The sequence below is a fragment of the Algoriphagus aquimarinus genome (genome assembly GCF_007997215.1).
In the GTDB taxonomy this organism is placed as follows: domain Bacteria; phylum Bacteroidota; class Bacteroidia; order Cytophagales; family Cyclobacteriaceae; genus Algoriphagus; species Algoriphagus aquimarinus_A.
Genome location: NZ_VORW01000004.1, coordinates 267,316 through 283,416 on the forward strand (window position 1 = coordinate 267,316; position 16,101 = coordinate 283,416).

At 40.8% G+C, this 16,101-nt stretch carries 16 protein-coding genes; 5 read left to right on the forward strand and 11 right to left on the reverse strand.

Annotated features, from left to right (window positions below; all coding sequences use genetic code 11):
* Window positions 1-3: 3 nt before the first annotated feature.
* From nadE to ESV85_RS09930, 4 genes are read right to left on the reverse strand one after another with little or no spacing between them, the layout of a single operon-like run.
* Window positions 4-1,842, reverse strand: a complete 1,839-nt coding sequence (gene nadE, locus ESV85_RS09915; protein ID WP_146917066.1) for an NAD(+) synthase — start codon at window positions 1,840-1,842, stop codon at window positions 4-6.
* Window positions 1,843-1,873: 31 nt separating this feature from the next.
* Window positions 1,874-2,614, reverse strand: a complete 741-nt coding sequence (gene rnc / locus ESV85_RS09920) for a ribonuclease III (RefSeq protein ID WP_146917067.1) — start codon at window positions 2,612-2,614, stop codon at window positions 1,874-1,876.
* An 8-nt stretch (window positions 2,615-2,622) separates the two neighbouring features.
* On the reverse strand, window positions 2,623-3,873 hold the full coding sequence (fabF, locus tag ESV85_RS09925; protein ID WP_146917069.1) for a beta-ketoacyl-ACP synthase II: 1,251 nt from the start codon (window positions 3,871-3,873) through the stop codon (window positions 2,623-2,625).
* Between the two features lie 19 nt (window positions 3,874-3,892).
* Window positions 3,893-4,129 carry an acyl carrier protein gene (locus tag ESV85_RS09930; RefSeq protein ID WP_057940051.1) on the reverse strand — a complete coding sequence of 79 codons (237 nt, stop codon included), beginning with the start codon at window positions 4,127-4,129 and terminating at the stop codon, window positions 3,893-3,895.
* 152 nt (window positions 4,130-4,281) lie between these two features.
* Here ESV85_RS09930 and ESV85_RS09935 point away from each other — a divergent pair, with 152 nt between their 5' ends.
* Both ESV85_RS09935 and pyk read left to right on the forward strand, forming a co-directional pair.
* Entirely contained in the window at window positions 4,282-4,710 is a 429-nt protein-coding gene (locus ESV85_RS09935; protein WP_146917071.1) for an IPExxxVDY family protein, read from the forward strand.
* A 7-nt stretch (window positions 4,711-4,717) separates the two neighbouring features.
* A complete protein-coding gene (pyk, locus tag ESV85_RS09940) occupies window positions 4,718-6,142 on the forward strand; it encodes a pyruvate kinase (protein WP_146917073.1) in 1,425 nt (474 codons plus the stop codon).
* Between the two features lie 169 nt (window positions 6,143-6,311).
* On the opposite strand, the gene ESV85_RS09945 is transcribed toward pyk, so the two are convergent.
* Genes ESV85_RS09945 through ESV85_RS09965 form a run of 5 tightly spaced genes read right to left on the reverse strand, consistent with a single transcriptional unit; the run spans window position 6,312 to window position 10,047 of the window.
* Window positions 6,312-7,892: an NFACT RNA binding domain-containing protein gene (locus ESV85_RS09945; RefSeq protein WP_146917075.1), complete on the reverse strand. Its 1,581-nt coding sequence runs from the start codon at window positions 7,890-7,892 to the stop codon at window positions 6,312-6,314.
* Entirely contained in the window at window positions 7,892-8,656 is a 765-nt protein-coding gene (locus ESV85_RS09950; protein ID WP_146917077.1) for an MBL fold metallo-hydrolase, read from the reverse strand. Before ESV85_RS09950 ends, ESV85_RS09945 begins: the two co-directional genes overlap by 1 nt.
* A complete protein-coding gene (locus tag ESV85_RS09955; protein WP_092898461.1) occupies window positions 8,653-8,931 on the reverse strand; it encodes a hypothetical protein in 279 nt (92 codons plus the stop codon). The genes ESV85_RS09950 and ESV85_RS09955 overlap by 4 nt, the downstream gene beginning before the upstream one ends.
* Window position 8,932: 1 nt before the next feature.
* Complete coding sequence (locus ESV85_RS09960) at window positions 8,933-9,310, reverse strand: response regulator (protein ID WP_146917079.1); 378 nt, start codon at window positions 9,308-9,310, stop codon at window positions 8,933-8,935.
* The gene (locus ESV85_RS09965) at window positions 9,307-10,047 is read right to left on the reverse strand and encodes a response regulator (protein ID WP_146917081.1); all 741 of its coding nucleotides are present in this window, start codon (window positions 10,045-10,047) and stop codon (window positions 9,307-9,309) included. The genes ESV85_RS09960 and ESV85_RS09965 overlap by 4 nt, the downstream gene beginning before the upstream one ends.
* Window positions 10,048-10,086: 39 nt before the next feature.
* Here ESV85_RS09965 and miaA point away from each other — a divergent pair, with 39 nt between their 5' ends.
* Window positions 10,087-10,995, forward strand: coding sequence for a tRNA (adenosine(37)-N6)-dimethylallyltransferase MiaA (miaA, locus tag ESV85_RS09970; protein WP_146917083.1), 909 nt, complete (start codon window positions 10,087-10,089; stop codon window positions 10,993-10,995).
* Here the strand turns inward: miaA and ESV85_RS09975 are convergent.
* On the reverse strand, window positions 10,983-11,318 hold the full coding sequence (locus tag ESV85_RS09975) for a hypothetical protein (RefSeq protein WP_146917084.1): 336 nt from the start codon (window positions 11,316-11,318) through the stop codon (window positions 10,983-10,985). The two genes, miaA and ESV85_RS09975, sit on opposite strands and share 13 nt — an antisense overlap.
* 1 nt (window position 11,319) lies before the next feature.
* Window positions 11,320-12,294, reverse strand: coding sequence for a 6-phosphofructokinase (gene pfkA, locus ESV85_RS09980; protein ID WP_146917086.1), 975 nt, complete (start codon window positions 12,292-12,294; stop codon window positions 11,320-11,322).
* Between the two features lie 135 nt (window positions 12,295-12,429).
* Here pfkA and ESV85_RS09985 point away from each other — a divergent pair, with 135 nt between their 5' ends.
* Complete coding sequence (locus ESV85_RS09985) at window positions 12,430-13,320, forward strand: aldo/keto reductase (protein ID WP_146917088.1); 891 nt, start codon at window positions 12,430-12,432, stop codon at window positions 13,318-13,320.
* Window positions 13,321-13,397: 77 nt separating this feature from the next.
* A complete protein-coding gene (locus ESV85_RS09990) occupies window positions 13,398-15,584 on the forward strand; it encodes an acylase (protein ID WP_146917089.1) in 2,187 nt (728 codons plus the stop codon).
* The last annotated feature ends 517 nt before the right edge of the window (window positions 15,585-16,101 follow it).

Below are 16,101 nucleotides of genomic sequence, written 5' to 3' on the forward strand. Positions count from 1 at the left end.
GTTTTATAGTTGTTCTAGTTGTGCAAGTTCTTCTGCAAATCCTCCCGACAAAATCGGGAATCTGTACCAAGTCTTTGGATCCACGTTGAATTCATCCAAGTGAAAAGAAGGAGCAAGTCTTTCTCTTTTCCATTGATTGCGTGACCAAAGTCGGAAGAATTTTTTGATATAGCCTTTCAAAATTTCAGGTTCCAATTCTAGTTCCTCAGAAAGTATGAGGTAAATATCCATGGGTGAACGTCTGTCACGGATAGCAAGTTTTTCTATTTCTACGATTACTGCATAAGGCATCAGGTCTTTTTCGTCAGTCTGGGTTCTTTCCAGAGGACGAAGCTCGGCAGTTGGCTGCAGGGAGTTTACTTTGGCCAGCCCAGGACGATCAAGGTTTTTCTCAGCCCAACTTAGCCAATTGAGGATAAAGAATTTATCTACAGCTGCTATAGGAGAGATACTTCCAGATGTATCTCCATCCATGGTCGCATAGCCCACATCTCCTTCACTTCGATTGGAGGTGGAGAGGAGCAAGGCGTTGTTAATATTTGCTAGCATCCAGATGATTGGTGATCGGGTTCTCGCTTGAATATTCTGCAAGGTGATATCATCCTGCTCCCAAGTGAGTTTTCTACCAATAGCCTTTTCTATTTTTGCTGTATAGGATTTTACTTCCTCATCGATTTCCCAATGATAAAATGTAGCACCGATACTTTCCGCTAAAGTTTCTGCGCTGGAAAAAGTGTCATCAGATGAGTTTTTGGTTCCTTGATAAGCAGTGGTAAGCAGTTGCTTTATCAGTTCCTTTTCAGGTTGTTGAGAAGTTGGAAGGTTTTTAACTCCAGCTTTTTTGCAAAACCCTTCTAAACTCAATTCATTTATCCCCCGCTTTACCATCTCAGCTACCAAGATTGCAATCGAAGAAGAATCAGCCCCACCCGAAAGTGAAAGCACAAAACCAGTACTGTGGCTTTTTCTCATGTAATCAAAAAGCGCCAAAGCTGAGGCTTGGACAAACTCCTCATTTTTTGAATTGATAGGAGCGATGTCTTGAGTTTTCGGTTCTAGGTAAAAGCTCTTTACCTGAAAGTCTTCAAAGGATAGAAGCCTGTTTCGAGAAAGTATTTCTCCTGATTTGGCAAGTAAGATTTCTCCATCGAAAATCATTCTGCCAGCTTCATTACCCAGCAAATTTGCATAGCAGTAGTAGCAGTCGAAAGTCGCCGAACTTTCCTCAACTAATTCCTTTCGAAGAGCCGTTTTGCCCATGGCAAAATGGCTTGCGCTAGGATTGAAAATCAAATCGACTTTGCGATCACATAATCTATATCCAGGTCTGAGTTTGCCTCTCCACGCATCTTCACAGATTTCGAATCCGTAGTGAATTTCTTTGTGATGAAAAGTCAGATCTCCAAGAGGAACCATCTGATCCTGAAATTCTATTTCAACGACTTCATTCGCATTCCATGGAGTAAACCATCGAAACTCGTAATGAACTCCGTCAATTGCCATGAATTGCTTGGCTACAAATCCTTTAACCTTAGTGTTTTCAATAACTGCTACGCAGTTGTAAACTTTATCCTGTATTCTTATTGGTAGACCAACGGCGACAGTGATTCCCTCGCAGTAGGGTAGCAAGAGTTCGAGCTGAGCCAGTGCTTTCTTTGGGAACCAATAGCTTAAAAATAAATCTTCAGATCCGTATCCTGTGATAGCCAATTCAGGCAGGCATAGGATTTCAGCACCTTGTATTTTTGCTTCTTCAATAGCCAGAATGATTCTGTTCAGATTGCCTGACCAGTCTAGCGGTGTTTGATTGACGGTTGCTCCCGCGATTTTTATTGAAGACATGAATGGATTAATTGATCCTAAAATTACTCAGCTATGTGGCAATAGTTAGTATTTCACATGCATTTTTGGAAGCTTCTTGCTCTGCTTTCTTTTTGGTGCTTCCTTTCCCTTGTGCTATTTCGTCCCCTTCTACTTGTAATGCGACCTTAAATTCCTTGAATCTCTGGTTTCCGCTTACACTGAGCACTACATATTCTATTTGTTTATTTTCTTTCTGAGACCACTCGATGATCTTACTTTTGTAATTGGTAGTAGTAGCGATCATGCCTTCTACATCAAAGTGTAGAAGAATTCTTTGGGTGATAAATTTCTTGGTGAAATGGTATCCCTTGTCCAGGTAAACGGCTCCAAGAAATGCCTCAAGCATGTCTCCATAAAGAGACTTGTTGCCAGTGAAACTACGCTCTCCGATTTCCATATCCAGTGCTTTTCGCAATCCGATTTTAATTCCGGTATCGTTGAGGGTTTCCCTGTTGACAAGTTTAGACCTGGTTTCCGTCAGGAAACCTTCGTCGCGGTAGGGGTATTTTTGGAAAAGGAATTCTGCGATGACTGCTCCCAGAATTGCGTCTCCTAAAAATTCCAATCGCTCGTTGGAAATACGGAAGCCTTGAGAGGTTTCTGACCCAAGGCTGGAAGGAGTGAGGGCTAGCTTATAGAGTGATAAATTAAAAGGCCTGCTCCCTGTCATCAATCTGATGGAGGTAGCAAGCCTTTTATCTTTTTCACTAAAGAAGAGATTGTTAAACCCGAGTCTTTGAAATAATCTCAAAATTCAGATTAATTATATTTTTTGAAAATTACTGAACAGTTATGTCCACCAAATCCAAACGTATTACTTAACGCATACTTCATTTCTCTCTTCTGCGCTTTGTTGAAAGTCAAATTTAGCCTTGGATCAAACGCTTCATCATCTGAGAAGTGATTGATAGTAGGAGGCACAATTCCTTTATTTAATGCGAAAATACAAGCGATGGCTTCAATTGCTCCAGCAGCACCTAGCAAGTGACCAGTCATAGACTTAGTACTGCTGATGTTCAGCTTGTAAGCATGCTCACCAAAGACTTGTTGGATAGCTTTGATTTCACCTACATCACCAAGAGGTGTAGATGTACCGTGAACATTGATATAGTCAATGTCTTCAGGATTCAAACCAGCATCTTCCAACGTGATTTTCATAACATTTCTAGCACCTAACCCTTCAGGGTGTGGGGCTGTGATATGGTGCGCGTCCGCAGTCATTCCTCCACCTACTAGTTCTGCATAGATTTTGGCACCACGTGCTTTTGCGTGCTCATATTCTTCTAGAATCAATGCTCCGGCGCCTTCACCCAGTACAAAACCATCCCTGTCTTTATCAAACGGCCTTGAGGCAGTTTCAGGAGAATCATTTCGTTGGGAAAGGGCTTTCATTGCATTGAACCCACCAATACCTGCTTCAGTCACTGCTGCTTCTGAACCACCGCTGATAAAAATATCAGCTTTACCCATTCTGATGTAAGTGAATGCATCAATTAGGGCGTTGGTGCCTGAAGCACAGGCAGAAACTGTTACAAAGTTTGGACCGCGAAAACCATATTTAATTGATAGAAAGCCAGCGCTGATATCAGCAATCATTTTCGGGATAAAGAATGGATTGAAGCGAGGAGTACCGTCTCCTGTAGAGAAGGCAGTCACTTCATCCTGAAAGGTTTTTAAACCTCCAATTCCAGATCCCCAGATTACTCCGGCTCTTGATTTATCGATTTTTTCAAGATCCAACCCCGAATCCGTCATGGCTTCTTCTGCAGAAATCATGGCATATTGAGTGAAAGGATCCATTTTCCGAGCTTCTTTTCTGTCCATGAATTGCTCTACGTCGAGGTTTTTGACCTCGCAGGCAAATTGTGTCTTGAAAAGGGATGCGTCGAATTTGGTAATCGGCGCAGCACCGCTCACACCATTAGACAGACCGTGCCAGAATTCTTCTGCGGTATTGCCTATGGGTGTGAGGGCACCTATACCAGTTACAACAACTCTTTTTAAATTCATACAATGAATTTATGAATTATTATTTTACGTTAGCTTCCAAATAGGTAACTGCTTGTCCAACAGTACCAATTTGCTCTGCCTGATCATCTGGAATAGAGATATTGAATTCCTTTTCGAATTCCATAATCAATTCTACAGTATCAAGAGAATCAGCACCAAGGTCATTGGTAAAGCTCGCCTCCAAAGTAACTTCAGACTCTTCTACGCCAAGTTTGTCTACTATGATGGCTTTTACTTTTTGTGCAATTTCAGACATTTTGTGATCAGTTTAGTTATTAACACTTCGCAAAGAAATATATTTAATAGCTAATTGACAAAGAAATGATCCAAGTAAATTTTTATGCAAATTGCTGACCATAGAAGTTGAATTAAATTTTCTAACTTTGTTTTGATTCATTTTTTCCCTGCATGAAGAAGGCCAAATTACTGATAGAACATACTTACGATTTCGAGCTTTTGGGGCTTGTATCACCTGTTAAAGACTATAAAATGGCCTGGTTGATCAATAGGGATTTGGATCTTAACCTTGTCAAATTTGAGGATCTTGAGTTGGAATTTATGACTCTTCCAAGCCTGAAAATCTCTCAATATTTCCTTTCTTTACCGCATGGATTTGTTCAGCTTTTAAAAAATAAAGCCTTAAACTCAACGAATCAAGTGTCTTATTTGATACCAGAATTGAAAACAATGGACTATTTCCTTTTGGTACAAGACGAGACCTTTCAAATAAGTATTAATACATTTGCTACCCAGCTGGCAAAAAATCGCTACATACAGAATGTGATGAAGCTGGACGTGACTAAACTTAAATCAAAAGAAAACCTACTAACTTATTAACACCCTAATGAGCCATTTCAATAAGACTAAGATTCTAGCAACCATAGGCCCTGCTTCAAATAACTACGATACTATCAAAAGTTTGGCAGCAGCTGGAGCGAATGTATTTCGTTTGAATTTTTCGCACGGTACACATGAAATTCATGCTGAGGTAGCGAGCATAATCAGAAAGATAAATAAGGACGAAGGACTTAACCTTGGTATTCTACAAGATCTTCAGGGACCGAAAATCCGCGTGGGTGAAGTAGAAAACAATGGCGTAGAGATCAAGCCTGGAGAATTACTTACGATCACCAATGACCCGGTAGTGGGTACTAGTAGATTGGTAAGTACAGTTTACCAAAATCTTCCAAATGATGTAGTAAGTGGAGATAGGATTCTGATTGACGATGGTAACCTTGAGGTGGTAGTGAATGATACAGATGGCAAGAATGTCAATTGTACTGTAATCCACGGTGGTATCCTTAAGTCTAGAAAAGGCATCAACCTTCCAAATACTAAAGTATCTGCTCCATCTCTTACAGAGAAGGATATAGAGGATCTAGCTTTCGGATTAGAGCAGGAAGTAGATTGGATTGCCTTATCATTTGTAAGATCAGCTGAAGATATCATTGATCTTAGAGAAAGAATTGAAGCTAAAGGCAAGGTTTGTAAGATCGTTGCGAAAATAGAGAAGCCTGAAGCACTTGAAAATATAGATGCTATCATTGAAGCTACTGACGCAATCATGGTTGCTCGTGGTGACTTGGGAGTGGAAGTTCCAATGGAAATTGTCCCTCTTTGGCAGAAAAGAATTGTTGAGAAATGTAAGATTGCTTGTAAGCCAGTGATCATTGCTACCCAAATGATGGAAAGTATGATTACTAATCCTCGTCCTACTCGTGCGGAGACAAATGATGTGGCCAATGCTGTGTTGGATGGTGCTGATGCAGTGATGCTTTCTGCTGAAACTGCTTCTGGTAAGTATCCAGTGAATGCTGTGAAAGCAATGAGTAGCATCATTAGCTATCTAGAGGAAAATGCTGATATCTATCACAACCTATACAAAATCCCTGAGGATGATGATACCTTCTTGAGCAATAACCTGATTTTGATGGCTTCTAGACTTTCTAGAAATGTGAAAGCAAAAGCCATTGTTGGAATCACTTCATCTGGCTTTACTGGATTTAGAATTGCTTCTCACAGACCATTAGCAAGTATTTTTGTATTTACCAGAAATAAGCCTTTGATCACACAAATGAGTTTGGTGTGGGGTGTACGTGCATATTTCTATGAAAATCAGGTATCAACTGACGCTACATTCATAGACATCGAAAGTACACTGAAAGCAGATGACCATGTGCATACTGGTGATATTATCGTGAACACGGGTAGCATGCCGTTAAAATCGAACGGTAGAACTAACATGCTGAAAGTTCATATTGTAGATTAAGGTTTCTATAAAATCACTAAAAAGAGTCCCGAAATATTTCGGGACTCTTTTTTTGTTTTAGCCGTTTGTGAAAAACGAATGAAAAGGCGATGCACTTAAAAGACCTTCTAGCTTTTCTAAACTTCAAAGGTCAAAACTGATCACTGCGACTGATCGCTAAAGACTAAATCTAATCCCCCTTACCAAAGATCTCTTCTGGGCCTTTAGGAGTCACCATCAATACCTTTTCTTTTTCTACCATCACAGATCCTGCAGGCGAGCCTTTCACTTTTCTCACGTATTTGGCTTCGGTGTGGATCACAGGTGCTAGAGATTCGTTTTTATTTTTTGAGTAGAAGGCAGCCAGAGAAGCAGCAGTCTCGAGGACGGACGCAGGGATGCTTTTAAGGCCCGAAGTCTTAATTAGTACATGTGAACCCGGAACCATGCGGGCGTGCAGCCAGATGTCGTCTTTCTTAGTGTAGCCGCGAAGCATATCATCATTTGCCTGAGCGGACTTGCCAACCCAGATAGGGAATCCCTCGAATTCAAAAGTTTTGAAAGGTAAAATCACCGCATCCTTTTGTAAGACTTTGTCCTCTCCATGAGATTTCTTGTAGCCTTTTAGTGCCCTGAAATCATCGATTTCATTCAGTTCTTCAATTTGGGATTCGAGGATAGCTGCTTGATTGATTTTTGAGGCAATAGTCTTATCCAGTTGTCCCCATTCTAGTTTCCTATTCTTACTTTTTCTGTATAAAGAGGCTGCATGATCCTGTGGTTTTTGATTTGGCTTAAGCTTCACTAGGACAGTTTCTCCAGAATAAAAATCCATTAATTCCACTTCCAATTTTCCCCCTTGAAATTCATGAAGATTAGCCATGATCACATCTGCCAATTGTGAAGGAGGTGGTGAGTTGCGGAGTTCTTCCAGTTTTTGTGTGGATTTCTCTATATATGATTTGGTTCGCTTGAGCTGCTCCTGATACTTCTTGAGCATGGTGTTTTTGTCCTTTTCAAAATTCCCCCGAACTAGAGCCAGATAGAAAAGCTCATTCACAGCTTGTATGGGATTAGAGAAACTTTTGATCGGATTTTCCTCAGGTAGAAGACTCAGATGAGGTTCTCCATTTTTTTCTACTATAGAAAATAGCGGAGTCTCCAGCATTTCTAGAAGCTCCTGCATAAGCTCCCATTTGGCAGAAATATTTTCGTCGGGGTAACCTCTTCCTTTCAGCCAGTTTCTAGGAATCGCTCCCAAAGTAGGTAGAAATTGAGATGCGTTTCCTTCAAGTTTTTCGAAGCTATCCCAGCTCAAATCATACTTCTTGTTCAAGGAATTCCAGTCCAAATCCCGGTCTTCTACAATTCCATTTCGAAATAATTTTACTGGAGTAGCGGTATTCTTTTCGTAAAGCAGGACATTACTTCTGTTTGCGTGAAGTTTGAACAGAAGGGTTTTCCCCGAACTAAGTGAAAAATAAAAAGCACGTTCAAAGCTTAAAACTGTACATCCTACAATCTCATATCCAATCAGTTCTTTAAATAGATCAATACTGTTTCTTTTAGCGCGTGAAAAATTATCGGGAAATGAAAGGTAAATCTGAGGAGGTAGGAAATGAGCACGGATAAACCTTGATTCCTCAGCGTCTTCAGTCTCCAGAATCAATTCATCTTTGTTTTGCGAAAAACAGGCGATGATTTTTTTGCCCAAGAAAGCTTTTTCCAGCTCAGGGCAGAGGTATTGGAGGAAATGATAATTAAGATGCATTAGTCCAAAGTTAGCTGAAGCCCGTCGTAGGCCAAGGCTATTCCCTGAGGTAATTCTCTGTCCACAGCATCATGTAGGCCAAGACGGTGAGAAATGTGAGTGAAATAGGATTCCTTAGCGCCTATTTTTTGAGCCATATCTACAGCCTCATCTAGGGTGAAATGTGAAATATGGGGTTCTTTTTGCAGCGCATTCAGAACCAAGACTTCTGTGCCTTCGATAAGCTTCAGTGATTCCTCTGAGATGTAATTGGCATCGGTAATATAAGTGAAATCTCCAATTCGGAATCCCAGAATCGGGAGCTTATAATGTAAAACCGGTATAGGAGTGACTGTAATCCCCTCAATTGTAAATGGATTTTCGTTGATTTCTATAGTCTCTACTTGAGGAACTCCGGGATACCTTTTTCCACTGAAAATATATGCGAACTCGCGCTTGATTTGCTCCAGGACTTGCAGCTTCCCGAATACGGGCATGTCCTTTTGTTGCTTGAAATTAAATGGACGGATATCATCCAATCCGGCAGTGTGATCCTTATGCTCATGGGTATAAAGTACAGCGTCAAGGTTGGTGATTCCTGCCCTTAGAATTTGACTGCGGAAATCTGGACCTGTGTCAATGACAAGGCTGAGCTTGCCGATCTGAAGATGCACGGAGGAACGGAATCTTTTGTCCCGAAAATCCAATGAGGTACAGACACTACAGTCGCAACCAATCACGGGGACGCCTTGAGAGGTACCGGTTCCTAAAAAAGTTACTTTCAAAATTTCAACTGGGTTTGCCTCAGTTCAGTGAGGAAGTCATGATTTGCTTTGTCTTTGAAATCTGCCGGATCCATATTCAGTTCAATCAGAATATCTATGAGTGCGTTGATTTTTCCTTCCAAGGGAAAGTATTTATTCACTATGACGATTTTGGCGTCATTCAATACACAATAGCCCGATTTGAAATTACCCTTTTCGTAGCGCAGCATGTATTCTGATGAGGCGAATAGATTTTCAAGTTTATCCAAAAAGTGCTTAGTGTGCTTTATTACCATTTTAGCCGAGGATTTTTTTTACGGTAGCAAGTAATTTATCGTAATTAAGTGGTTTTTGAATGAAATCATCGAAACCTAATTTTCTGAATTCATCCATTGTATAGTTATTCATATTTCCGGAAATAGCAATGATAGGAAGCTTTGATTTGATGGGGTCCGTCATTTCTCTGATCATTTTGGTACAGCTGGCTCCATCCAATACAGGCATATTGAGATCCATTAGAATCAGATCAAACTCCTCTTTTTCCAACATATCTAATACTTGTTTGCCATTTTTTGCAGCTTTCAGTTGATAATTTTCAAATGAGAGGATGCTTTTAGTCAGGTTGATAATAACTGAACTATCCTCACCGACTAAGATTTTTTTTGAGTTACTCATGGGTTAAAAGTAGTTTCTTCTATGATATATTTCTCTAAAATTTTACGCTCTTTTTTAAGTTTATTCAGTGCTTTTTCTAAAGAATCCCAATCCTGAACCCGTGCCATCCTATCAGCATCAGTGGACAATATGAAAATAGCATTTGCGCCCAAAGTGCCAGAATTACCCTTTATGGTGTGTAAATTTCCAATTAAAGTTTGTTGATCCTTTGCCTTGAATGCGGTGTCAATTTGCTCCATTAATTGATCAAATTCTTGCAGTAAATCCGCATACAATGATTTTATGGTTGCTATGGAATTGTATTTCTGCAATTGTTGATATACTTCTTTGTCTAAGGTGAGATTTCCGTCAAGGTCTTGAGTTCCCCCTGTTTTGGAAGTGAGTTTTGCTGAGATTACTTCCAAAAACTCTTTGGGACGGATAGGTTTCGCGATAAAATCTTCAAACCCCATTTCTAAAAAACAACTTTTAACAGATTCCGCTGAATAAGTAGAAAGAGCGATTATTCTAGAGTGATAAGCTGATTGCTTCCATAGTATTTTTGCAGTTGCAATGCCATCCATATCAGGCATTTGAATATCCATGAGAATCAGATCAAACTTTTCTTTGGAAGCTCTATCCACAGCCTCTACGCCATTTTTCACTGATTCAAAGCTAAATAACTGGCCGATTAGATTTTCAAATAATGCACGAGTCAAGTCATTATTCTCGACAATCAAGACCTTTTTGCTTTTCATTAGTTTACTTTGAACTCTCAGCTAAATTATTAACTCATTTTGTCAAATCGATCCTATTTGATCCTAGTGGTGGGACCCACGGCAGTCGGCAAGACCGATATATGTCTAAATCTAGCCAAAAAATTCAACACTGAAATTGTGTCCTGTGACAGCAGGCAGTTTTACAGGGAAATGAAGCTCGGGACAGCTAAGCCCAGTTCAGATGAATTGCAGCAAGTTTCACATCATTTCATCAACAGCCTGTCTATAGAAGAGGACTATGACGTTCGTAAGTTCGAAAAAGAAGCGTTGGCCTTACTAGAGGGATTATTTAAACATCATCAAGTGGTGATTATGACCGGAGGATCGGGGTTGTTTGCCGATGCTATTGTGAATGGTATGGATGAAATGCCGGAGGTCGATTCAGAAATTCGATCTGGGATTATTCAGGAGTATGAGCAAAAAGGCTTGGAGTTTTTGCAGGAAGAAGTGGCTAAAAATGACCCTGAATACTTCGGGATAGTGGATCAAAAAAACCCGCAACGACTGATGAGGGCACTGGAAATATGGAGAGGAACAGGGAAGAAGTTCAGCTCTTTCCGTGTGAAATCAAAAAAGGAACGGCCTTTTGAAGTGATCAAAATCGGTCTGGAAAGAGACCGCGAAGCATTGTATGCTCGGATAGACCGTAGAATGGATCAGATGATAGCAGCAGGATTGTTTGATGAAGCTGATGCTCTTTTTGGTAAAAGGAATCTGAACGCATTACAGACTGTCGGTTACTCTGAAATCTTCGGCTATATAGAAGGTAAGTACGACAAGGAAGAAGCTATTCGCTTACTCAAAAGAAATTCAAGACGCTATGCCAAGCGGCAGATGACCTGGTTCAAGAAGGACGAATCTATCAAGTGGTTTTCTCCAGAAAAGCAGGAAGAAATCCTAGCTTATATTCAAGATCAAATCGCCTGAAAACGAGCTATTTTACCAACCCAGTTGTAAGGAGCTTTTTTGATCAAGGCATTGTATTGAATGCGGTTGACCTTTAGTTCTCTTATGATTTTCAGCGCTTTTTCGGTGACGTTTCTTTCAAGCTGCTTTCCCTTTAGCGCAGCAATAAGCAAATCAGGATCAGACGAGTCTTCCACCAAAATGCCCAGAGCGGGGTTCAAGGAATTTAACTTAAATAGTAACTCTTTCTGTTGATTGAGTTTGCGTTGCAGCGCATTTTTCACAGTAAGGAAAAATAGGAGGCCTCCGCCTCCCAGCATGATAAATAGTGGTATAAAACCCATCTTATATACTCAAGATTTTCATTAATTTAAGATGATCTTCGATCAACGGCTTTGTTTTGCCAATACAATCTGCAAATGGTGTGAAAACTACTTCTTGATTGACAACTCCAGCCATGTGAAATTGTTTTCCTGCAAGTAATCCTTCCACGGCAGACATCCCGCATCGGCTAGCTAATACACGGTCTCTCGCAGTTGGATTTCCTCCACGCTGAATATGGCCAAGTGTAGTTACTTTAAAATCCTTAGTAGGATCGTTCAGTTTGGTTTTTACTTTTTCCATGATGGTTTGTGCATTTCCTGCATCGTCACCTTCTGCTACTACTATGATGCTTGAAGATTTAGTCTTTCGTAGGTTCTTGAGAGATTTTACTACATCATTTAGATCTGTATGTGTTTCCGGAACCATGACAAATTCAGCTCCTCCGCCTATTCCAGATTCTATTGCAATGAATCCAGCATCTCTGCCCATCACTTCTATAAAGAAAATTCTATCATGTGCAGCAGCCGTATCACGAATCTTATCGATTGCTTCCAGAGCGGTATTTACAGCTGTGTCAAAACCAATGGTGTAATCAGTTCCATACAAGTCATTGTCGATAGTTCCTGGACAGCCGACTGTAGGGATGCCATATTCTTCAAAAAACACCTTAGCCCCAGTGAAAGTACCATCACCACCTATTGCCACCAAACCTTCGATGCCATGAGCGGTAAGGTTATCATAAGCCTTCTTTCTGCCCTCAGAAGTTTTGAATTCCATTGATCTGGCAGACTTCAGCACTGTTCCACCGCGTTGTACTATATTACTGACTGAATGCGATTGCAGGCGCTTGATTTCTCCGTCGATCATGCCTTCGTATCCACGGTATATTCCATATACTTCCAATCCTTTATAAATAGCTGTACGAACGACCGCTCTCACGCAAGCGTTCATGCCAGGGCTATCTCCTCCAGAAGTGAAAACTGCTATTTTTTTCATTGTTCATAGGTTTAAGATCCCAAAAATAGGGATTAAAGAAAGAATGCTTTCAGATTCTTAAATTATTAAACTTTTAATAAATCCTCTTTCGTAAAAGGGCTTGAATTCCAGCGCTAAAAATCTGAATTTGGGAGAATGGAACATAAAAAATTACCTGCTTTAGAATTTGAAATAAGTCCAATAGCTTTGGGTTGTATGTCGCTGAAAGGCAATCTAAAAGAAGATCAAAAGATCATTGATACTGCACTATTCGGAGGGATTAATTTTTTGGATACGGCTGATTTGTACCAAAAAGGCTTGAATGAAGAAATTGTTGGAGCTGCTATCAAGGATAGGAGAAAAGATATAGTAGTAGCCACCAAAGTTGGTAATCAAGTACGTGCAGATGGAAGTGGCTGGGATTGGAATCCAAAGAAAGCCTATATTCTAGCAGCTGTGGAAGAGAGTCTAAAGCGATTGCAAACCGATTACATAGATATTTATCAACTCCATGGCGGTACGCTCGAAGATCCTTGGGAGGAGACATTGGAAGCGTTTGAAATTCTCAAAAGTCAAGGAAAAATTAGGGCGTTTGGGATTTCATCCATTCGTCCAAATGTGATCAGAAAAGTGCTTGGAATGAGTTCTCCTGCTACGATCATGATGCAATACAATCCTTTGGATCGCAGACCTGAGGAAACTGCCTTTCCTTTGATCGCAGAATCTGAGACCAGAGTGTTAGTTCGTGGTGCCTTTGCCAAAGGGCTTTTGATTAATAAACCTGAAGAAGCATTTCTGGAATACACATCTACAGAAGTAAAAGAACTCCGCGAGTTGATCGCAGATTCTGGTTTGCTTCCCGAGGCTTTTTTGATACGATTTGGTTTGATTCAGCCAGCCGTGGGTTCCCTTGTGATCGGGGCAAGTTCTGTAGAACAAGTGGAAAAGATAATTCTCGCTTATCAGCAACAAAAAATAATTTCCGATAAGCTGATCGAGGAAATCTCTGCCAAAATACCGCTAAACCAATACTTACAGCATAGATAAAATTCCAATTGCCTAGACTCTGTAAATAGTCTATTTTGGAAGAATTTATTTTATCTAGCCCTATAAAACACCCAAGTATGAAATTTAGACTGTTGCTTTTTGCATTACCGGTTTTAATCTGGTCATGCGAACCCAAAGAACTCAGCGAATCAGAACGCTGGGAGGATACCGCCAGCCGCGTTGAGATTATTAGAGATGATTTTGGAGTTCCTCATATTTATGGAAAAAGTGATGCGGATGCAGTTTTCGGATTGCTATATGCACAGTGCGAGGATGATTTTAGAAGAGTAGAGCGAAATTACATTTGGGCCACAGGGAGATTGGCTGAGTTAGAAGGCCAGGAAGCAATTTTTAGTGATTTGCGTGCAAATCTCTACATGACCGAAGCCGAAGCAAAGGCTGCTTATGAAACATCTCCTGATTGGTTGAAGGGGCTTTGCGTGGCTTTTGCCGACGGAGTAAATTATTACCTAGCCACACACCCAGAGGTGAAGCCGCAAGTGATTACTAAATATGAACCTTGGATGCCGATGTTTTTCAGCGAAGGTTCCATTGGTGGAGACATAGAGCAGATTCCTACTAGAGGAATTCAGGCATTTTATGCAGAGAAAGAGCCGGACGTAATGGCCTTATATGAGGATGAATTTAAGCGTGAGGCTTTGCTGGATGAACCAAAAGGATCGAACGGAATTGCGGTAAATGGAAAAATGACGGCTTCAGGCAATGCCATTTTGCTGATCAATCCACATACTTCATTCTATTTCAGACCGGAAGTTCATGTGGTGAGTGAAGAAGGGTTGAATGCGTATGGCGCGGTGACTTGGGGGCAGTTTTTTGTCTATCAAGGTTTCAATGAGAAGACCGGCTGGATGCATACTTCCACCCAAGTGGACTTCATCGATGAGTTTGTGGAAGAGGTGACCGAGAAAGATGGGAAATATGAATATCAATATGGAGACGAGAGCAGGGCGGTGGAGGAGTTTCAGGTTTCTTTGAAATATAAGTCTGGCGCAGAAATTAAGGAAAAACCATTTACTTTTTACAGAACTCACCATGGTCCGATCACACATAAGATTGGTGACAATTGGGTAGCTACAAAGATTAATTGGGATCCTGTGAATGCGTTGATCCAAAGCTTCACGCGGACAAAACTGAGCAATCATGCGGAGTTTAAGAATATGATGGATATCCGGACGAACTCTTCAAATAATACGGTTTTCGCAGATGCAGACGGAAACATTGCCTATTTCCACGGCAATTTTATCCCAAAGAGAAATGAAGGTTTTGACTTTTCCGAACCTGTAGATGGCTCAGACCCAGCTTCAGATTGGCAAGGCTTACATACCGTGGATGAAAGTATAATGATAGTAAATCCAGAGACAGGCTGGATTCAGAATTGTAATTCTACGCCATTCACTGCGGCGGCAGAGTTTAGCCCAAAACGTGAAAATTATCCATTCTACATGGCTCCTGATCAGGAGAATTTCCGTGGAATTCATGCCGTAAAAGTGCTGAAGGAAGCTTCAGGCTTGACGATTGATAGCATGATTGAACTTGCTTATGATCCATATTTGCCTGCAATGGAGCATTTAATCCCTATGCTTTTGAAAGCCTATGAGGAGAAAGGAATCGCAGATTCCCAATTCACTGAGGCTATTAAAGTGCTGGAGTCGTGGGATTACCGCACTTCCAAAGAATCCGTGGCCATGTCACTGGCGCATTTCTTTGGGATGAATTTTATGAGAAACCATGGCAGTATCAATAATTTGATCGAATTCAATACGAACGAAAATTCCAAGATCCCTAATCCTTCACCTACTGAACTGCTAGCCACTTTTAGCCAGACTTTGGATCAGATGAATGCCGATTTTGGTACTTGGAATACGCCTTGGTCTGAGATCAATAGATTCCAGCGATTGACAGGCGAAATCGATATGCCTTTTGATGATGAGAAAGAGTACACTCCTGTGGGAATGGCATCTGGAACTTGGGGAGCTTTGGCTGCCTTTGGTGCCAAAACCTATCCTGGAACGAAGAGATTGTATGGTTATAGAGGAAACAGCTTTGTGGCTGTAGTGGAATTTGGTGAGAAAGTGAAGGCCAAGACCATCCTTGCAGGTGGTCAGAATTCGGATCCCAATTCTCCACATTTCTATGATCAGACTCAAGCTTACGTAGACGGTGAATTCAAGGATGTTGCCTTCTATCGCGAAGATGTGGAGGCTAGGATGGAGGAGAGATATGTGCCGGGGAAGAGGAAATGATCAGTAGTCAGTAGCAGTGATCCGTTTTTGACCTTTGAGGTTTCTAAAACCTCGAAGGTCTTGAGTAGTTTCTTTTTCTTTACCGTAGGGGAATGTGAGTAATCAGTCGCAGTAATTCAGTCATCATTTAATTGTATTGAGTGATTTGTGAAGTTGTCAGTATGAACACTACTCAAAAGAGAAATGATTGTGTCAGCCTGAGCACTTGAGAGACGAGAGTCTCGAAATCGAAGGCTCTTTTAAAATAAGCGTAGTTATTGTCCTCGATCCCGATGGCTATACGGGACGCTCGGACTGACACGATTTGCGGTTAAAAAAAATAATCCTAATTGCCTTAATGCAGTCTACAGACTGCTTTGATTTAGGTCCAAGCCTGCCGGCTGAAGGCAGGTCAGGAGACTTGAACCAGCCGAGTAAATTTTGCAAGAAGTGAAAAGCGTCAATAAATCAATTCCATTTCCCGTTCATACTCATTTAGTGAGCGGGTTATTAGATTTTTAACTTAGTTTTCAAACTC